Source organism: Mesorhizobium sp. P2_B5, assembly GCF_056404775.1.
Genome location: NZ_JBFUDJ010000002.1, coordinates 109,300 through 126,414, shown reverse-complemented (window position 1 = coordinate 126,414; position 17,115 = coordinate 109,300). Strand labels below are relative to the sequence as shown.

Genomic DNA, 17,115 nt, shown 5'->3' with positions numbered 1-17,115 from the left:
AATGGTGGATCAGTCGATCGCCGGCGCGGCGAGCAAGTTGGTGGCCGAAGGCGATCGTTCGGGGCGCGCGCGCCTGGTTATTTTGCTCCTGTGCCTGGTGCTTGCGCTTTCCATGTTCCTGTCGCTGACATCGGGTGCCTCCGATGCGTCGGCCGTCGGCGTCATTCGTGACTGGCTGACCGGCGCTGTCCCGGCCAATGCCGCGCGCGGCGCTCGCGACCGGCTGATCGTCTACGACATCCGCATGCCGCGCGTGCTGCTCGGCGTGCTCATCGGGGCAGCACTCGCCGTGTCGGGCGCGGTGATGCAGGGCCTGTTTCGCAATCCGCTCGCCGACCCCGGCCTGATCGGGGTGTCAGCCGGATCGAGCCTGGGCGCCGTCGCCGTCATCGTGCTTGGGACGACGTGGCTGGCGCCGCTCACTTTGGCGCTCGGCAGTTTGGCCTTGCCGATCGCCGCCTTTTGCGGTGGCCTTGCGGTGACGCTGGTGCTCTACCGTGTCGCCACGCGGCAGGGGCGCACCTCGGTCGCCACCATGCTGCTTGCCGGCATTGCGCTCGCCGCGCTTGCCATGGCGCTGACCGGCATCCTGATCTTCATGGCCGACGACCGGCAATTGCGCGACCTGACCTTCTGGCAACTGGGTTCGCTTGGCGGCGCTTCCTGGCCGAAGATCGCCTCCGTCGGCCCGATCATCGTTTTGGCGCTGGCGGCAATGCCGTTCATGGCCCGCGGGCTCAATGCGCTGGCGCTCGGCGAGGCGACAGCCGGCCATCTCGGCATCCCGGTGCAGCGGCTGAAATACACCGCGATCGTCGGCGTCTCGGCGGCAGTCGGCGCTTCGGTCGCGGTCAGCGGCGGTATCGGCTTTGTCGGCATCGTCGTACCGCATCTGCTGCGGCTGCTGATCGGTCCGGACAATCGCTATCTCTTGCCGGCATCGGCGCTGCTCGGCGCCTCGATGCTGCTTCTGGCCGATGCCGTCGCTCGTGTCATCGTGGCGCCGGCCGAATTGCCGATCGGCATCGTCACGGCGATCGCAGGCGCGCCGTTCTTTCTCTGGATCCTGCTGCGCAAGCGCGGCGTAATCGACTTGTGAGACTTGAAACCTGTGAGGCGGGCATGATCGAAGCACGCGATGTCTCGGTGGCGATGGGCGGCAAGCGCATTGTCACCGATGTCGACTTTACCGCGCGGCCCGGCGAGATCGCGGCAATCGTCGGGCCTAACGGCTCGGGCAAGACCACCTTTCTGAAGGCATTGTCAGGTGATCTGCCGTTTTCAGGAACGGTTGCTGTCAACGGCCGCGACCTCGCCGCGATGAAGCCGGTGGAGGCTGCGACGGCGCGCGCCGTGCTGCCGCAGGCGACGACGCTGTCGTTCCCTTTCACCGTGCGCGAAGTGGTCAGGCTCGGTCTTGTCGGCGGCCGCTCCGGCGTGCTGCCGGGCGAAAACGAACGACTACCGGAGCGGGCGCTGGCTCGAGTGGATCTCGACGGCTTTGCCGGCCGGTTCTACCAGGAGCTTTCGGGCGGCGAACAGCAGCGTGTGCAGCTGGCGCGCGTGCTGTGCCAGGTCTGGGCGCCGGTGCTCGACGGCAAGCCGCGTTATCTGTTCCTCGACGAGCCGGTTTCCAGCCTCGACATCAAGCACCAGCTGATCATCATGAACATTGCCCGAGATTTCGCCCGGCGCGGCGGCGGCGTGATTGCTATCCTGCACGACCTCAATCTGACGGCCATGTATGCGGACCGGGTTTTCGTCATGCATCGCGGCCGGCTCGCCGCTGACGGTTCGCCGCAAGAGGTGCTGAGCGACGATCTGATCGAAAAAGTCTTCGATTGCCGGCTGCGGGTCGGCGTGTTGCCGGCCGCCAATATGCCGTTTGTTTTGCCGCAGTCCGCTGTCTAGAAAGTTCAGGCGGCCGGAGCGCGCTGCACCAGCATGTCGATGCCGAGCAAATGGCGCACGTTCGGCCGCGCCGCCACCATATCGGCAATCGTGTAGCGGGAGAGTACGGCAAAGAAGGCGTTGAGCGCCTCGCGTAGCGCCGAGTTGAGGGCACAGCTGTCGACCAGCGGACATTCGGCGGCGTCGTTCTCGAAGCACTCGGCCATGGCGAAGCTCTCTTCGGTCACCCGCACGACGTCGAACAGGTTGATCTGCTCGGCGGGACGGCCAAGCCTGACGCCGCCATTGCGGCCGCGCACCGTCTCGACCAGACCGTGTTCGACCAGCGGCTGCAGGATCTTGAACAGGAAAAGCTCCGACACCGAATAAGCGGCCGCGATCTCCGGAATGCGGCTCAGCCGTTCGGTGTTTGCCGCGCAATACATCAGGATGCGCATGGCGTAGTTGGTCTGGCGCGTTAACCGCATTTCATTCCTCACCCAAGTGCTGGCGCATTGGAACTGCACCAGATTTTAGATTTGTGCTGGTGCGGCTTTCTCACCCGGAGTTTCGGATTCGCCCACACTGGCCTCTCGGGAATATGGCCCATACCTTGGAACAATTCCAGACTGGGATTGCATGATAGATGAATATTCCTGTCAACTTTGTGTGCGTAATCGGCATGTCTTGAGGCGAAATCGGCCGTCCTGTCATGTCACGGGCCGAAACAGTCCCTAAATACCCTGAGATCGACGAGGAGCGGCCCACAATGTCTCAATCGGCCCCGTCCCTGGTGTCCGGCGGTTTCGATGCCGAAGCAGGCGCCAAGCTTTCCGCGCTGCGGTGGACAAAGTTCCTCGCCACGGCAGCGCTGGCGCTTTGCGTCGTGGTCTTTGCCGTCGCCAAATCGTTCGAGGGCACTTATCCGTGGCTGGGCTTTGTCGCGGCCTTCGCGGAGGCGGCGACCATCGGCGGCCTGGCAGACTGGTATGCGGTGGTGGCGCTGTTCAAGCGGCCGCTCGGCCTGCCGATCCCGCACACCGCAATCATCCCGGCGAACCAGAACCGCATCGCCGACAATCTCGGCCGCTTTATCGAGGTCAATTTCCTGGCGCCCGAGCCGGTGCGCAAAAAACTCGCCGAGGTCGATTTTGCGGTGCTTGTCGCCGACTGGCTGACTGACGCCGAACGCTCTGCCGGCCTGTCGCGCTTTGTCGTGCGGCTGGTGCCGCAGACGCTTGCGGCAATCGAGCAATCCGGCCTGCGTGGTTTCGTCACCAGCCGCATGCTGGAGCAGATCGACAAGGTGCCGCTGGCGCCGCTGGCGGCCGAGCTGCTGTCGGCGCTGACCGACGACCGCCGCCATCAGAAACTGTTCGATGAGTTCACCCGGGTGATCGGCCGGTTCCTGAACGACGAAGAGGCGCTGGCGACCATGCGCGAAAAAATCCGCGAGGAATTGCCGTCGCTGTTCAACCTGTTCCGCGCTGACGCTTACCTGTTGAAGAAAATCGTAGCGTCCGCCGGTTCGCTGCTCGACGAGGTGCGGGCCGATCCCGATCACCCGATGCGCGCCGAATTCGATCGTTTCGCGCATTCCTTCATCGAGCGGCTCAGGACCTCGAAGCAATACGCCAAGCGGGCCGAGAAACTGAAGCGCGATTTTCTGGCGCGGCCGGAGGTCAAGGCGCTGTCCGGCGACATGTGGGAGAGTCTGCGCCTGTTCATCGAACAGGACGCCAAGGCGGAGAATTCGATTGTCCGCGAGCATCTCGCCAACATGTTCGTCGAAGTCGGCCGCCATCTTGCCGGCGATCCGCAGATCAGGGCCGACATGAACCAGGGCTTTGTCGTGGCGCTGGCCTCGTTCGTGGAGAGCCAGAAAAGCGGCGTGTCGACATTCATCGCCGACCAGGTCAAGCGTTGGGACCTTGCCCAGCTGACCAGGCTGATCGAGATGAACATCGGCAAGGACCTGCAATATATCCGCTTCAACGGCATGATCATCGGCGGCCTTGCCGGAGTCGCGCTCTATGTGGGTGAGCTGCTGTTGCTTGCCGGCTGACCTGCATTCGCCGCCAAATTGCATTGCGCGGCGAATGGACACGCGGCGCGCGAGTGCTATTGTCCAGCCTAGGGTTCAGCATTTGCGCAAACTGGGGAGCAAGCGACCAATGGCCAAACAACCCGAATCCGATTCTTTCCTGGACATGTTCAGCCGGTTCGGCCGCGACCTGAAGGTGCCGAATGTCGAGGCGATCCTCGCGCATCACCGCAAGAACCTCGAGGCGCTGGAGAAATCGGCGCGGGCGGGGGCTGCCGGCGCGACCTCGCTGCTGTCCCGGCAGCGCGAGATGCTGCAGGACACGTTGCGCGAAATCAGCGACATGGCGCAGAACTACAAGGCGCCGGGCAATCCGCAGGAGTTGATGACGAAACAGGCGGAGTTCGCCAAGAAATCCTTCGAAGCCGCCCTGAAAAATGCCAGCGAAGTGGCCGAGTTGGTCAAGAGGTCCGGCACCGAATCCGTCGAAATCCTGCGCGAGCGCATCAAGGAAGCGATGGAGGAAATCCGCTCCGGCTACGACAAGAAGAAGTGATCTTGGGCACGGCCTGACCCGCTGCCCGCCGCCTCTGCACAGACGGCTGTTTGCGGCGCATGGCCATGGATGAGGCGTACCGTTCGGCGGAAAATGACGGAACGGAATCGCAACAAGCGAATTGACAGGGGCGGTTGGTTCGTGGTCCGAGGCATTTGGAGCCATCGGGAAAGCAGGAATGACGGAAATACGGCCGAAAACGCCGCCGACCTTTGAGCAGCTAAGGGCGATGGCCGGGCAGGAGCTCGGCGTGTCGGAATGGACGACGATCGACCAGAGCCGCATCAACCAGTTCGCCGAATGCACCGGCGACCATCAGTGGATTCACGTCGATCCGGAGCGGGCCAAGCGGCAAAGCCCGTTTCGCACCACGATCGCGCATGGCTATCTGACGCTGTCGATCATCGGCGCACTGGCGCTCGATCTGGGCGTCGTGCCCGAAAACACGCAGGCCGCCTTCAACTACGGCTTCGACAAGGTGCGTTTCCTGGCGCCGGTCAGGGTCGGCGCACGAATCAGGCTGCGCTCGACGCTGTTGTCGGTGGAGGACAGGGGGCCGGGCCAGTATCTGATGAAGGCCGCCAACACCGTCGAGATCGAGGGTGAGCAGAGGCCGGCTTTGACTGCCGAAACGCTGGTCATGCTCTATGAGCGCCGCAAGCGGGCCGCAACTTAAGCACCCTACCTTCGATCACGAAGGCTGTTGCCGCGACGATGACCTGCCGGCTGATCGGGCCGATAGCAGCGCCAGCAACAGTGCAGCCACTGCCATAGCCGTCGCTGCCTGACGTGCATTCCGTGCGCGGCTGCTGCTGAGGCCGACACCTCCTGGCCTTGCCGCCCTCCCGTCGATGCGGCCGCAAAGATGGCGCCCATCAGCGATGCGCCGGTGATCAGGCCGAGATTGCGCGACAGATTGAGCAGGCCTGACACGACGCCGCGCTCACCGGCGGCGACACCGCTCATGACGGCGGCATGGTTGGATGTCTGGAACAGGGCGTAGCCGAAGCAGGTGACGGCGATCGGCATGACATAGCTGGCAACGCCGAGTTTTGTCATGGCGAGCGACAAAAGCGAGGTGCCGATGGCGAGGGCGAGCAGCCCGGCGATCATCATCCTGTTGGCACCGAAGCGATCGGTGAGGCGGCCGGCAATAAGCGCCGAGAGCGCCGAGACCAGCGGACCGGTCGACAGCACCACGCCGACCATTGCGGCATCGAGCCCGAGCCCGCGCGCCAGATAGAATGGAGCGACCACCAGCGTTGCCATCATGATCGTGGCGACGACGAGGTTCATGGCGAGGCTGGCGGTGAGCCGGATGTCGTACAACCGGGCAAGCCGGATCAAGGGATTCTTCGCCCTCGTTTGCACAACGCCGAACATAACGACGCCGATGCCGGCCGCGATCAGCAGGCCGATGTTGAGAGTGCCGAAATTGCCCGGGCCGAGCGTCATGGCCAGCGCATAAGCAGCGAGCGTCAATGCGAGCAGGGCAGTGCCTACCGCATCGAAGCTGCCTCGATCGGCTTCGGCCGCATTGCCGCGGGCAGGCAGGGCCAGCAAGGCGAGGGCGAAGGCCGCGACGCCGAGCGGGACATTGACGAGGAAGATCGCCCGCCAGCCGAAGCCGGCGATCAGCAAGCCGCCGAGCGAGGGGCCGAGCGTCGTGCCGATCGCCGACATGGCGCCGAGCAGGCCCATGGCGCTGCCGGTTCGTTCCTTGGCTACGGTCTCCGCGACAAAGGCCAGCGTCAGCGCCATCATCAGCGCCGCGCCCAATCCTTGCACCGCGCGCGCCGCGATCAGCAGCCATAGCGTCGGCGCCAGGCCGCAGAGCACCGAGGCCAGCGTGAACAGCGCGATGCCGCCAAGCAGCAACGGTCGGCGGCCGACTATGTCGGCCAGCCGTCCGGCGCTGACGATCAAGGCGGTGATGGCGAGCAGATAGGCCAGAACCACCCATTGCATCGACTGGAAGGACGCGCCGAAGGCCTGCATCAGCGAAGGCAAGCCGACGCTGGCAATGCTGGTTCCGAGCGACGACAGCAGCGCGGCGAGCGACAGGCTGGCCAGCGCCAGGACTGCGGACTGGGTCTGTCGCGGCACGGATGCGCGCTCGTTCTGCTCAGCAATTGCCATGGCGATCTCCTTCTTTCAGGCTCGGGAAACGGACCTGTTGGAGATCTAATTTCTGAGGTGGCATAGCGAAAGGCGCAGCATTTGCATCTTATCCATGCATCAAACGCCATGTCGTGTGTTACAATCCGCTGATGACATCGCCCGATCTCAACCTGCTGTTCGCGCTCGACGTCCTTTTGGCCGAAGGCAGTGTGGCGCGCGCCGCGAGCCGGCTGCGGCTCAGCCCTTCGGCGATGAGCCGCACGCTCGCGCGACTGCGCGAGGCGACCGGCGATCCGCTGCTGGTTCGGGCCGGCCGGGGCCTGGTGCCGACCCCACGGGCGGAGGAATTGCGTCAGCAGGCTGGCCGCGTCGTTGGGGATGCCGAGGCGTTGCTGCGCCCTGCCAGGCTTCTCGATCTCGCGAAGCTGGACCGGATCTTCACGCTGCGCACCAATGAGGGCTTCGTCGAGGAGTTTGGACCGCGTCTTGTCGCCCGCATCCAGGCCGAGGCGCCCGGCGTGCTGCTGCGCTTTGCGCCCAAAGCCGACAAGGATGTCGCCTCGCTGCGCGACGCCGCGATCGACCTGGAAATCGGCGTTGCAGGCGAAACCGGACCTGAAGTGCGCATACAGGCGCTGTTCCGCGACCGCTTCGTCGGCACGGTGCGAGCGGGTCACCCCTTGAGCGAAGGCGTGGTGACGCCCGAGCGCTATGCCGCCGGCCGCCACATCAGCGTTTCAAGGCGTGGCCGGGAGAGGGGACCGATCGATGAGGCGCTGGCACAGCTTGGCCTGCAGCGGACCGTGGTGTGCATGGTTTCCGGCTTCTCGGCAGCACTCGCCATGGCACGCGCTTCCGATCTGATCGCCAGCATCCCCGAACGGCATACGCAAGGCGCACGCGCCGGCATGGTCAGCTTTCCGCTACCGGTCGCCACGGTCGAGGTGACCATCTCGATGCTCTGGCATCCGCGGCTCGATGCCGACCCGGCGCAACTCTGGCTGCGCGATTGCGTGCGCGAGGTCTGCGCGGCCTCTCGGTGAGCGATCAGCGCGCCATTGCCGTCTCAAGCACTCGGAAAATCCGCTCATCTGCGCACTGGGCAACGTTGAAGCGCAGGAAGCGGCTGGCGGTTCCCGACAGGCTGAACGCGTTGCCGGGCGCCAGCACGATGTTGTCGGCCAAGGCACGGCGGGCGATGTCGGCGGCATCCACGCCATCGGGCAGGCTGCACCACAAGAACAAGCCGGCGGGCTGGTCGATCCATGGCGTGATGCCGATCGTTTTCAGGCGCGCGCCCGTCTCGCCCATGGCGCGGGAAAGGCGCGCCCGCAGCAGATCCATGTGCTTGCGATAGCTGCCGTCCCTGAGCAGCGCCAGCACCAGCTCGGCCGCCAGCCGGCCGCCGCCGAAAGTGGTTGCGATCTTGAGGTCGGTGAGCTGTTCGATCCAGTCGCGCGGTGCGGCGATGAAGCCGCAGCGCACCGAGGCCGACAGCGTCTTGGAGAAGCTGCCGATGTGGACGACGCGGTTGAGGCCGTCGAATGCAGCAAGGCGCGGGGCCGGGCTGTGCTCGAAATCGGCAAAAATATCGTCCTCGACGATGGTCAGGTCCGACTGGTCGGCGAGCTTCAACAGCCGGTGCGCCGTGACCGGCGACAGGATCGCGCCGGTCGGGTTGTGGATGGCGGAATTGGTGATGTAGAGGCGCGGCTTGTGTTCGGCCAGCGCCTGCGCGAACAGCTCGATGTCAGGTCCCGTTTGCGTGTAAGGCACGCTGACGACCTTGGCACGGTGGGCGCGCAGCAGCGCGTGAAAATTGAAATAGCAGGGGTCGTCGACCAGCACGGTATCGCCGGGCTCGATCAGGAACCGGCACAAGAGATCGATGGCCTGCGTGCCGGATTCCGTCAGCATGATCTGTTCGGGCGAGACGTCGATGCCATGCCCTTCCATACGCCGCGCCAGCAATTGCCTGAGCGGCGGCAGGCCGAGCGGCGTGCCGTAATCGGCGAGGTCGACATCGTCGGCTCGCGCCACAGTGCGCAGCGCCCGGCGCAAGGCGGACTGCGGCATCCACGAGGCCGGCATCCAGCCGCAGCCGGGTTTCAGCATCTCGCCACCGGCTTCCAGCGACTGGCGCGAGACCCACAGCGGATCGATGGCGCGGTCGAGCCGGGGGCCGATCTCGGCCAGCGACAGCGGCGCCAGCGACCCGGCGGCATAAAAGCCCGAGCCCGGCCGGGAGCGGATCGCGCCTTCGGCGGCGAGACGCTCATAGGCCTCGACCACGGTCGACTTGGACACCTGCATGGCTTTGGCGAAAGCGCGGATCGAGGGCAATCGCGCGCCCGGCGTCAGGCTGCGCGCGGCAATCCGCTGACGAATGGTCGCCATGACAGTTTCGACAAGCGTGTGGGAGATGGGCGTGGTCGCGGCAAGGGCGTCTGCAGCGTTGGTTTTGAGAGCGAGTTCGATCATCTGTATTGTTCAATCGACCATTACAGTTCTGCAAAATTGTACCGCATTGTCTCTGGCAGTTCCATACCCTCAGGCCCGATAGAGGGCAAAAAGCAATGGAGCCTGGAATGGACAAGACCGCGAGCGGCTGGGTGAACGGATTCGTCGGCGTGCTGATCTTCTCAGGCTCGCTGCCGGCGACACGCGTGGCGGTGGCGGATTTCGATCCGACCTTCCTGACCTCTGCCCGCGCGGCGATTGCCGGACTGCTCGGCCTGGCAATGCTGCTTCTGTTTCGGCAGAAGCGCCCGGAGCGCAGCGATTTTCTGTCGCTGGTGATCGTGGCCCTTGGCGTGGTTGTCGGCTTTCCCTTGCTGACGGCGCTGGCGCTCAAGCACGTCACCTCCGCCCATTCCATCATCTTCGTCGGCCTGCTGCCGCTGGCAACCGCGATTTTCGGCGTGCTGCGCGGTGGCGAGCGTCCGCGTCCGGCCTTCTGGCTGTTTTCCTGCATCGGCAGCGCGCTGGTCGCAGGCTTTGCCCTGATGCAAGGCGTGACGGCGTCACCGATCGGCGATGGCCTGATGCTGGCCGCCATCATCGTCTGCGGACTGGGCTACGCGGAAGGAGCCGCGCTGTCGCGCCGGCTCGGCGGCTGGCAGGTCATTTGCTGGGCGTTGGCGATCTCGCTGCCGATCATGCTGGTGCTGAGCTTTGCAACGCTGCCGCAATCCTTTGCCGCCATCGGCTCCGGCGCCTGGGCAGGTCTCGCCTATGTCTCGCTGTTCAGCATGCTGATCGGCTTCGTGTTCTGGTACCGCGGCCTTGCGCAAGGCGGCATCGCCGCCGTGGGACAATTGCAGCTGCTGCAGCCTTTCTTCGGCCTCGTATTGGCGGCGACGCTGCTGCACGAGCAGGTCAGCCCGCTGATGGTGGTCGTCACGCTCGGCGTGGTCGCCTGTGTATTCGGGGCGAAGAAGTTCGCGCGGTAGTTTGGGTGCGGAGGGCGGCTCCGCCCCTAAAACTTCGTCACAACCCCGATGCCGATGCCCTCAAAACCGCCCATCGCCATCAAGGCAGCCGGCGCTTCCTCAAGACTGATCCTCTTGCCGACCAGCAGTTCCGGCTTGAGTTTGCCGGTGCGGATCATCTCCATCATTGCGGGGTAGCGATAGGCCTGCATGCCGTGGCTGCCGAGGATTTCGAGCTCGAAGGCAATCACCTTGTCCATCGGCACTTGCGGCCGGGCATGTTCGCCCAGCATCAGGCCGACCTGCACGTGGCGGCCGCGCCGGCGCAGATTGGAAATCGAGTTGAACGACGTGGTGGGGTGGCCGAGCGCATCCATCGACATATGTACGCCGCCATTGGTGATCTGCTTGACGGCCTTGACCACGTTCGGCGTCGTCGAGGCATTGATGGTGGCCACGGCGCCGATCTTCTTGGCGAAATCCAGCTTCTCGTCGGTGAGGTCGATGGCAATGACATTGGCGCCCATGGAACTGGCGATCATGATCGCCGACAGGCCGACGCCGCCGCAGCCATGCACCGCCACCCATTCGCCGGGCGTCACCCGGCCCTGGTCGACGATGGCGCGAAACGAGGTGACGAAGCGGCAGCCGAGGCTGGCGGCGGTGGCGAATTCCATCTCGTCGGGCAGGCGTACGAGATTGGTGTCGGCATGGTCGATGGCGACATATTCGGCAAACGATCCCCAGGCGGTGAAACCGGGCTGAGATTGATGTTCGCAGACCTGATGATTGCCGGAGGTGCACTCGAAACAGCGGCCGCAGCCGACGCAGAACGGCACGGTGACGCGTTCGCCGGCCTTCCAGCGGGTGACCCGCTTGCCCACGGCGACAACGATGCCCGCCAGTTCGTGGCCGGGAACATGCGGCAGGGTGATGCCGGCATCATGGCCCATCCAGCCATGCCAGTCGCTGCGGCAGAGCCCCGTCGCCTCGACCTTGATGACGACGCCTTCGGGCGCCGGCTTCGGATCGGGCACGGTCTGGATCGTCGGCACTTCGCCGAATTTTTCGAAGACGACGGCTTTCATCGGCGGGTCCTTATGGCAGCACCATTATGCTTCTATTCCGCATCTATCTGATTCTCGGGCGCTGCCTTCTGAAAGGCCGGCAGCGCCATGCAGGCGGCGTGGATGCGCGAGATCGTGGGATAGGGCGTCAGGTCGACGCCGAAACGGGCGTTGCTGGCGATCTGGGCAACCAGGCATATGTCGGCGAGGCCCGGCGCGTCGCCGTGGCAGAAAGTGCCGGTCTCGGCTGACGAAGCCAGAATCTTCTCAAGTGGCTGGAAACCTTCGTTCACCCAGTGACGGAACCAGTTGACGACGTCCTGGTCGCCGGCGCCGAACAAAGTGCGCAGCGAGGTCAGCACGCGCAGATTGTTCACCGGGTGGATATCGCAGGCGATCATCTGCGCCAGCATTCGCACGCGCGCCCGGCCGAGCGCGTCCTTGGGCAGCAGCGGCGGTTCGGGATTGGTCTCATCGAGATACTCGATGATTGCCAGCGACTGCGTCAAAAGCGTGCCGTCGCCCAGGATCAGCGCCGGCACCAGCCCCTGCGGATTGACGGCTAGGTAAGCCGGCTCCAGATGGTCGCCATGGCGCAGATGATGCGGCACGTAATCGTAGGTCAGCCCCTTCATCTCCAGCGCGATGCGCGCGCGGTAGGAGGTGGAGGAGCGATAGTAGTTATGGAGGACGAGGTCGCTCATCGGATCACGGCTGGCCGACAGCGATCTCGATCGTGCCGATGCCGTCGACGCCGCCGGTCATCGTCTGGCCGGGCGCCACCGCGCCGACGCCGGCCGGCGTGCCGGTAAAGATCAGGTCGCCCGGTTGTAGTACAACCGACTCGCTGCAGATCGACACGATGTCTGATATCGGCCAGATCAGCTCGGCGAGGTCGCCATCCTGTTTCACCGCGCCGTCGACGGCGAGCCAGATGCGGCCCTTTTGCGGATGGCCGGAATTTGCCGCCGGCACTAGTGGGCCGCAGGGCGCCGAACGGTCGAAGGCCTTTGACCAGTCCCAGGGCCGCGCTGCCTTCTTGGCCTCGTCCTGCAGGTCGCGGCGGGTGAGGTCGATGCCGACGCCGTAGCCCCAGACATGGTCGAGCGCTTGCGCGCGGGGAATGCGGAAGCCGGCCTTGCCGATCGCCGCGACCAGCTCGATCTCGTGGTGCAGGTTTTTGGTCAGCGGCGGGTAGGGGATCGTGCTGCCGCTGTCGACCACCGCATCGGCCGGCTTGGTGAAGAAGAAGGGCGGATCGCGCTCGTCATTGCCGAGTTCGCGGGCGTGCGCCGCGTAGTTGCGGCCGACGCAGAAGATGCGGCGCACCGCAAAACGGTCGGCCGAACCGGCGATGGCGACCGACGGGATTGCGGGCAAGGGGAGGACGAAGTCTGTCATGCGCGGTCTTTCTGCTTCAACTGCTGGCACATTTGACCGATTTGGACCGCTGGGCAAGGCATGAGCGTCCGCAAAGCGTCGGCGCCGCCTGCGGGTTAAGATGGCGATAGACTATTTGCCAATAAGCTGGCCATACCAGCGGGAGTATCCTGTCCAGGAAGGACTGAAACGAACCCCATGACCGCAATCAACGATCGCGCGCGCTTCCTGATCATCGACGACCATCCGCTGTTTCGCGAGGCGTTGCACAGCGCCGTGCAGATGGCCTACCCAGAAGTCGACACGGTGGAGGCGCGCTCGATCGCCGAAGCGCTCGATCTTCTGGGTGGGATAAAACCGTTCGATCTGGCGCTGCTCGATCTCAACATGCCCGATGTCCATGGCTTTGATGGGCTGCTGCAGCTCAGGACCCGCCATCCGCGCCTGCCGGTGGTTGTCGTCTCGGGCTATGAGGAGCCGAAGATCATCTCCGAGGCGCTGTCCTATGGTGCTGCCGGCTTCATCCCGAAATCGGCGCGCAAAAGCGATCTCGCCGCCGCCATCCGCTCGGTGATGGAGGGCGCAATCTATGTGCCGGAAAACTACGAGGGACAGCCGCCGGACGCCGACAGCACCGACCGCGCCGACATGGTGCAGCGCCTGGCCAAGCTGACGCCGCAGCAGCTCAGGGTGCTGCAGATGCTGCGCCAGGGCCTGCTCAACAAACAGATCGCCTACGAGCTGCAGGTCGGCGAGACCACGGTGAAGGCGCATGTCTCGGAGATCCTGCGCAAGCTCAACGTCTACAGCCGCACGCAAGCGGTGATCGAGGTGTCGAAGCTGGACAATGCGGAGTTGTTCAGGGATCAGGCGGGGTTTTGAGGGGCTGAAAAGTGCGCTGCTCTGGATCGATATCTTCGTGTTCAGCCCAACGGCCCCATATTATTTCGACCATCATGGTCTTCTCATTTACGGCAATTTCTAGAACGTCCCCGACAACCGGAGAATCCGCGTTTGCCAGCGTACCCCCCCATTAGGCAACGTTCTCTCAGTTATTAATTCCCCATTTTCAAAATGATTCTTTGAACGATGTAGGGCAAACTCTACCTACGATACGTGAATTGCGGTGACAGTGGGTTGTTCTTCACTTGTCGCGGCCCTCGGGCAGGCACTATCTCGCGAACTTCCGGGCGATCTGCCTGCTTTTCTGACTCGCCCATTTCGAATCCCTGATCGCAACGAGCGAGCTCTTCAGCATTCCGATTTCCACTTCGTCGAGAAACGGAAGCCATGCCACGGCAAAGTCTGTCCATGGCCTGGATTCGGACTTAAAAGCTGCGGCGACGACTTTCCAGGCTGGGAATCTGTCAATCGAACCGGCGTTTTTCGCCAGCTCATCGAGCAGCGGTCTGACCTCTGGAAGCGGGCGCTCCAGAAGAGGCCACACTCTGAAAAAATCTTTGGGCTCATCGAGATAGACCCTGCGTTTGACCATGAGACGTACCAACGGCCTGCCTCGTCGAGCTTCAAGTCCACCCCGTGTGTGATCGCCAGCCTGTTGCTCACCACCTTGCTCACGGCACCGCGTCGGCTCGCATCAGCGTCACCCTCCTTATCCGATCAGCATGAGGCTGGTATTCGATATGTATTGAATGACGCGTCTCATCAAATCGATCCCAGGGGCCATACTCACCCAAAATCGGATCTGTCCGCGCGGCGCCGCTTTTTGAGGGCACGCCAAAACGGCTAAGCACGTCGTTGCGACTGGATGAAAAGGGAATGTCCCAGAGGTTTCGATCCAGATTGTCAGCCTCTATGAAGATGCAGTCTATCTTGTCGTCGACATCGGAGGTGAAGGAAAAATTATTGGATGCAGATACATAGTTTATTCGGATTTCCGGCAGGTCGTCATCGACTGTCTTTTTGAACGTCCGGGGTTTGAACGGCGGTGACGTCAGGAGCGCTGACGCCGGCATTCCCAGATAATCAAGCAATACATTGGTCATTGTCTAAGCCAGCAAATGCGCCAGCAGCGCCCTTAATTGCGCCGGTTTCAGCGGCTTGCGCATCAGTTCGATGCCGGCGGCGCGGGCGGCTTTGGCTACGGCTTCGGAGGCGTCGGCGGTGACGATCAGTGCCGGCACGGCGCGGCCGATATAGTCGCGCACTTCGGCTATTGTTGCGGTGCCGAGGTCGCCGTCGTCGAGATGCTGGTCGGCAATGACGATGTCGGGCACCCAGTCGGTGTCGCCGAGCAGGCTGATTGCATCCTCGGTCGAGGTCGCGGCGCGCACCAGGCATTGCCAGCGCTCGAGCAGGAAGGTCATCGCCTGCAGCACATCGGCGTCGTTTTCGACCAGCAGCACCTTGGTGCCGAACAGGCCGTAGCCGCGCGGACGCTCCATCTCGGCAAGGCTGGCGATGGCGTCGGCGCTAGCGCCAATGCCGACCGGAACATCGATGTGGAAGATCGTGCCGCGTCCGACCTTCGAGGAGAACGTCACGGGATGGCCGAGCGCGGCGGCCATGCGCCGCACGATTGCTAGGCCGAGCCCCAGCCCGCCGCCGGAGATTGCGGCATCTGCCGGAATGGCGGAGCCGCGATGGAACTCCTCGAACACCGCCTCGCGCTGGTCGTCGGGAATGCCGCAGCCGGTGTCGGCGACGTCGATGCGGATGGTGTCGCCGCGATGCCTTGTGCCGACCAGCACGCCGCCCGAACGGGTATAGCGCAGCGCATTGGACAGGATGTTCTGCAGGATCCGGCGCAACAGCGTGCGGTCCGAACGCACCACGGCGCTGACCGGGCGGAATTTCAGTGTCAGCCCCTTCAGCTTGGCAACCGGCTGGAAATCCGAGCGTAGCGAGGAAAACAGCGTCTCCAAATTGACGTCGCCAATGTCGGGCTGGACCACGCCGGCATCGAGCTTGGAAATGTCGAGCAGCGTGCGCAACAGGTCTTCCATGGTCTCCAGCGAGCGCTCGACCTGACGGACGAGTTTCTTGCCCTCGTCGCTGGTCTGCACTTCGGCCAGTGCCGAGACGGAGAGGTGGGCGGCGTTGAGCGGCTGCAGCACGTCATGGCTGGCGGCGGCCAGGAACCGGGTCTTGGACAGGTTCGCCAGTTCGGCATTTTCCTTGGCGGCACTGAGGTCGATGTTCGACTGCTCCAGCCGGCGCAAGGTCGAGTGCAGTTCCTCGGTGCGGATGCGCACCCGGTTCTCCAGCGAAATCGCGGTCTGGAACAGCGAGAAGGCGTTGCCCTGCTGGTCCATCGAGCGCTCGACGCGGCTGACCAGAGCGGCATTGATCTTCTTCAGCCTGTCGACGTCGTCTATATCCCTGAGCGGCATGGAGCTATTCCGCCGCCTGGCGTTCGCCGAAAGCGATGCCGGTGAAAGTCTGGTTGAGATGCATCGAGCGGTACTGTTCACCATAGGTGCCAAAGCCGATGACGTTGTTGACCCGGTAGAGCTCCGAAATGTCGCGGAAAACCTGGCGGTTGCGCGCATCGAGCCGGCGCAGCACGCAATCGAAACCGAGGATCATGTCGATGCCACCCAGCCGCTCCTCGACGTCGCGCAGTGCGGCACGCGTCGACTCCACCATATCCTTGGGCTGGGCGATGGACAGCACGACGCCGTCGTCGATGGCGCAGAAGAACGACAGCGAGCCGTCGGGATGCATCTTCTGGATCGAGCGACAGTAATATTCGCCCCCCACCTTCACCACCACCGGATGCGAGGCGAAGCTCATCGGCGTCAGGGTCTGCGCGACGATGCCGACCGAAGCGGCATATTCCTCGGCCGCATTGGTGGCGTTGAATTCGCGCACGGTGCGGTGGTCGGGATCGGATGCCGTCACCACCAGCTTCTCGTCTGTGGGGACAAAATTGTCGGTCTTGAAGACATGGAAGGGAATTTCGGTTGATATCAGCACGATGATGGCGCTGTCGGAGGCCACCTTGCCGTTCGAGATCAGCCTGGTGGTTTCGAATTTCAAATCGTCGCCCGCCGAACCGCCGATCAGCGGGATGTCGTCCAGCCCCCAATGGATGGCCGAGGTCACCGCTTCCTCGGCAAAGGACAGGCCGTCGATGAAGCAGAGCGCAAAGGTGCTGTTGGAATGGCAACTGCCGATGCGCCCGCGCAGCAGGCGCCGCAAGGCCTCGACTTCACCGGTGATCCTGTCCATGCCCGATGAGGAGAGATTGTCGACCATGGTGCTGACCGCGCAGAATGACGTGGAAGGAAGCAGAAGAGCCAGCACATGGCCTTCCTCCAGGCCCTGCGGGGTGATCTCGCCGGCAGTCGAGCAGGCGGCATAGGCCAGCGTCGGCGCATGGGTCTTCAGCGCTTGCGACAGGGCGGTGGCGTCGACCAGGCTCTGCGAGAAGAACAGCAGCGCAAAGCCGGCGTTGATGGCAGAGGCCTCGGTGGCGACCGCCCGGGCGAATGCATCGGCGTCGGGCTCGTCGGTGGTGAGTGCCGACAGACCGGATGCATAGCTCGTCCGTGAACTGGCCAGCAGCTTTCTCCGCATTCCTCCGACGCATTTTTGTGTGCGCCTGTTTTTATGTCTTTTGGCGCCAGCGTCGATGACATTGTTGCCTTCAATCCGCACTTT

At 63.7% G+C, this 17,115-nt stretch carries 17 protein-coding genes and 1 pseudogene; 8 read left to right on the top strand and 10 right to left on the bottom strand.

What is annotated here, in order from left to right; all coding sequences use genetic code 11:
* The first annotated feature begins 1 nt into the window (after nucleotide 1).
* Both AC1D1N_RS07155 and AC1D1N_RS07150 read left to right on the top strand, forming a co-directional pair.
* The gene (locus AC1D1N_RS07155; protein WP_477347506.1) at nucleotides 2-1,099 is read left to right on the top strand and encodes a FecCD family ABC transporter permease; all 1,098 of its coding nucleotides are present in this window, start codon (nucleotides 2-4) and stop codon (nucleotides 1,097-1,099) included.
* 23 nt (nucleotides 1,100-1,122) lie between these two features.
* A complete protein-coding gene (locus tag AC1D1N_RS07150) occupies nucleotides 1,123-1,911 on the top strand; it encodes a heme ABC transporter ATP-binding protein (protein ID WP_477347504.1) in 789 nt (262 codons plus the stop codon).
* Between the two features lie 5 nt (nucleotides 1,912-1,916).
* Here the strand turns inward: AC1D1N_RS07150 and rirA are convergent, their stop codons facing one another.
* Complete coding sequence (gene rirA / locus AC1D1N_RS07145; RefSeq protein WP_112565484.1) at nucleotides 1,917-2,378, bottom strand: iron-responsive transcriptional regulator RirA; 462 nt, start codon at nucleotides 2,376-2,378, stop codon at nucleotides 1,917-1,919.
* A 281-nt stretch (nucleotides 2,379-2,659) separates the two neighbouring features.
* Here rirA and AC1D1N_RS07140 point away from each other — a divergent pair, with 281 nt between their 5' ends.
* The 3 genes from AC1D1N_RS07140 (at nucleotide 2,660) to AC1D1N_RS07130 (ending at nucleotide 5,166) form a co-directional block, all read left to right on the top strand.
* The gene (locus AC1D1N_RS07140; RefSeq protein WP_477347502.1) at nucleotides 2,660-3,955 is read left to right on the top strand and encodes a DUF445 domain-containing protein; all 1,296 of its coding nucleotides are present in this window, start codon (nucleotides 2,660-2,662) and stop codon (nucleotides 3,953-3,955) included.
* Nucleotides 3,956-4,064: 109 nt separating this feature from the next.
* On the top strand, nucleotides 4,065-4,490 hold the full coding sequence (locus tag AC1D1N_RS07135; RefSeq protein ID WP_477347501.1) for a phasin family protein: 426 nt from the start codon (nucleotides 4,065-4,067) through the stop codon (nucleotides 4,488-4,490).
* 178 nt (nucleotides 4,491-4,668) lie between these two features.
* Nucleotides 4,669-5,166 carry a MaoC family dehydratase gene (locus AC1D1N_RS07130; protein ID WP_112565372.1) on the top strand — a complete coding sequence of 166 codons (498 nt, stop codon included), beginning with the start codon at nucleotides 4,669-4,671 and terminating at the stop codon, nucleotides 5,164-5,166.
* Between the two features lie 15 nt (nucleotides 5,167-5,181).
* Here AC1D1N_RS07130 and AC1D1N_RS07125 read toward each other — a convergent pair.
* A pseudogene (locus tag AC1D1N_RS07125) lies at nucleotides 5,182-6,629 on the bottom strand (MFS transporter).
* A gap of 131 nt (nucleotides 6,630-6,760) precedes the next feature.
* On the opposite strand from AC1D1N_RS07125, the gene AC1D1N_RS07120 reads away from it, so the two are divergent.
* Nucleotides 6,761-7,654, top strand: a complete 894-nt coding sequence (locus AC1D1N_RS07120; RefSeq protein WP_477347499.1) for a LysR family transcriptional regulator — start codon at nucleotides 6,761-6,763, stop codon at nucleotides 7,652-7,654.
* 4 nt (nucleotides 7,655-7,658) lie between these two features.
* On the opposite strand, the gene AC1D1N_RS07115 is transcribed toward AC1D1N_RS07120, so the two are convergent.
* The gene (locus AC1D1N_RS07115) at nucleotides 7,659-9,092 is read right to left on the bottom strand and encodes an aminotransferase-like domain-containing protein (protein ID WP_477347497.1); all 1,434 of its coding nucleotides are present in this window, start codon (nucleotides 9,090-9,092) and stop codon (nucleotides 7,659-7,661) included.
* A gap of 107 nt (nucleotides 9,093-9,199) precedes the next feature.
* On the opposite strand from AC1D1N_RS07115, the gene AC1D1N_RS07110 reads away from it, so the two are divergent.
* On the top strand, nucleotides 9,200-10,063 hold the full coding sequence (locus AC1D1N_RS07110) for a DMT family transporter (RefSeq protein ID WP_477347495.1): 864 nt from the start codon (nucleotides 9,200-9,202) through the stop codon (nucleotides 10,061-10,063).
* Nucleotides 10,064-10,089: 26 nt separating this feature from the next.
* On the opposite strand, the gene AC1D1N_RS07105 is transcribed toward AC1D1N_RS07110, so the two are convergent.
* Genes AC1D1N_RS07105 through AC1D1N_RS07095 form a run of 3 tightly spaced genes read right to left on the bottom strand, consistent with a single transcriptional unit; the run spans nucleotide 10,090 to nucleotide 12,510 of the window.
* Nucleotides 10,090-11,130 (bottom strand): zinc-dependent alcohol dehydrogenase family protein, encoded by a 1,041-nt coding sequence (locus AC1D1N_RS07105; protein WP_477347493.1) that lies wholly within the window; start codon nucleotides 11,128-11,130, stop codon nucleotides 10,090-10,092.
* A gap of 32 nt (nucleotides 11,131-11,162) precedes the next feature.
* Nucleotides 11,163-11,813 carry a maleylacetoacetate isomerase gene (maiA, locus tag AC1D1N_RS07100; protein ID WP_477347491.1) on the bottom strand — a complete coding sequence of 217 codons (651 nt, stop codon included), beginning with the start codon at nucleotides 11,811-11,813 and terminating at the stop codon, nucleotides 11,163-11,165.
* 4 nt (nucleotides 11,814-11,817) lie between these two features.
* Complete coding sequence (locus AC1D1N_RS07095; protein ID WP_477347490.1) at nucleotides 11,818-12,510, bottom strand: fumarylacetoacetate hydrolase family protein; 693 nt, start codon at nucleotides 12,508-12,510, stop codon at nucleotides 11,818-11,820.
* A 177-nt stretch (nucleotides 12,511-12,687) separates the two neighbouring features.
* On the opposite strand from AC1D1N_RS07095, the gene AC1D1N_RS07090 reads away from it, so the two are divergent.
* A complete protein-coding gene (locus tag AC1D1N_RS07090) occupies nucleotides 12,688-13,371 on the top strand; it encodes a response regulator (protein WP_023681717.1) in 684 nt (227 codons plus the stop codon).
* A 289-nt stretch (nucleotides 13,372-13,660) separates the two neighbouring features.
* On the opposite strand, the gene AC1D1N_RS07085 is transcribed toward AC1D1N_RS07090, so the two are convergent.
* The 4 genes from AC1D1N_RS07085 to AC1D1N_RS07070 all read right to left on the bottom strand — a co-directional run bounded on the left by AC1D1N_RS07085 (nucleotide 13,661) and on the right by AC1D1N_RS07070 (nucleotide 17,031).
* Nucleotides 13,661-13,984, bottom strand: coding sequence for a hypothetical protein (locus AC1D1N_RS07085; RefSeq protein WP_477347489.1), 324 nt, complete (start codon nucleotides 13,982-13,984; stop codon nucleotides 13,661-13,663).
* A 79-nt stretch (nucleotides 13,985-14,063) separates the two neighbouring features.
* The gene (locus AC1D1N_RS07080) at nucleotides 14,064-14,495 is read right to left on the bottom strand and encodes a hypothetical protein (protein ID WP_477347488.1); all 432 of its coding nucleotides are present in this window, start codon (nucleotides 14,493-14,495) and stop codon (nucleotides 14,064-14,066) included.
* Between the two features lie 3 nt (nucleotides 14,496-14,498).
* Complete coding sequence (locus AC1D1N_RS07075; protein ID WP_477347486.1) at nucleotides 14,499-15,842, bottom strand: ATP-binding response regulator; 1,344 nt, start codon at nucleotides 15,840-15,842, stop codon at nucleotides 14,499-14,501.
* Between the two features lie 4 nt (nucleotides 15,843-15,846).
* The gene (locus AC1D1N_RS07070; RefSeq protein ID WP_112565386.1) at nucleotides 15,847-17,031 is read right to left on the bottom strand and encodes an FIST signal transduction protein; all 1,185 of its coding nucleotides are present in this window, start codon (nucleotides 17,029-17,031) and stop codon (nucleotides 15,847-15,849) included.
* Between the last annotated feature and the right edge of the window lie 84 nt (nucleotides 17,032-17,115).